Annotated in this window: 1 protein-coding gene; it reads right to left on the reverse strand. The window is 73.7% G+C overall.

Translation table 11 applies throughout. From position 1 onward, the window contains the following. The coding region (locus ACNFOC_RS54605; protein WP_521987272.1) for a tetratricopeptide repeat protein at positions 1-1,136 on the reverse strand (1,136 nt) is incomplete at both ends.

Below are 1,136 nucleotides of genomic sequence, written 5' to 3' on the forward strand. Positions count from 1 at the left end.
CCCATGCCCCGCATCCGCAGCCCGAGCCCACCACACCGCGGCCTCCGGCTCGCTCCCCTCCCGAGCCAGCAACAGCCCAAGATTGAAAGCCCCGTTACGAGACCCGGCCTCGGCAGCCTCCCGGTACCACCGAGCCGCCTCGACGACATCCCCGCGCGCAGCGGCCAGCATCCCGACCCGAACCTGCGCCCGCCGATGCCCCTGAGAAGCCGCTCGCTCGTACCACTCCTCGCACTCGGTCTTCTCATGCACCTGCTCACCCAGCTCATGCGCGGGCGCAGGCGGCCGCCGAGCATCAAGCACCGAGGCCAACCGATAAGCCGCCTCCGCGCTCCCCCCACCCGCGGCACACCGCAGATGCCGCTCGGCCTCCCGCTCGTCCCCGTCCCGAAGCCGAGCGATCCCGACCTGCAACGCCGCTTCCGTGTGCCCGGCAGCGGCGGCCCGCTCGTACCAGGGCAGCGCGACGCCCTCGTCACCCCGCCCGGCGAAGAGAATCCCGAGGTTGAACGCGGCATCCACGCTCCCGGCCTCGGCCGCCTTGGAGAACCACGGCTCGGCCCCGGTCGCGTCGCCGCCCTGGAGCAGCAGCACGGCCAGCGCGTTGGCGGCCTCCCGGTGCCCGGCGTAGGCAGCCCGCCGGTACCACTGCTCGGCCTGCGCGGTCCGCGTCTGCTCGGCACAGAGGAGCCCGAGGTTGTACGCGCCGTTCACATCCCCGGCGTCCATCGCGGCCCGGTACCACCGCTCGGCGGTCTGCGTCTCACCGCGCTCGGCGTGCAGGGCGCCCAGCGCGTTGGCCGCGTTGCCGTCGCCGTCCTGGGCGGCCCGGAGCCACCACACGGCGGCACTCTCGGTGTCGCCGGCGTCGCGCAGCAGGAACCCGAGCGCGCAGGCTGCCCGCGCCTCCCCGTCCTTGGCGGACGTCAGATACCAGCGCCCGGCCTCCTTGAGCTCACCCCGCTTCTCCAGAATCGCCCCGAGCTGCAACGCGGCCCGCTGATGCCCACGCGCGGCGGCCTGCCGGTACCACTGCTCGGCCTCGTCTCCTGGAGACCCCGAGGCTCCAGAGGTTCCTGGGGCTCCAGAGGTTCCCGAGGCCGAAGCGACACCGTTGTCACCCCCAGCCCCACGCC

Origin of the sequence: Streptomyces colwelliae (genome assembly GCF_048158785.1) — a bacterium.
Taxonomy (GTDB): Bacteria; Actinomycetota; Actinomycetes; order Streptomycetales; family Streptomycetaceae; genus Streptomyces.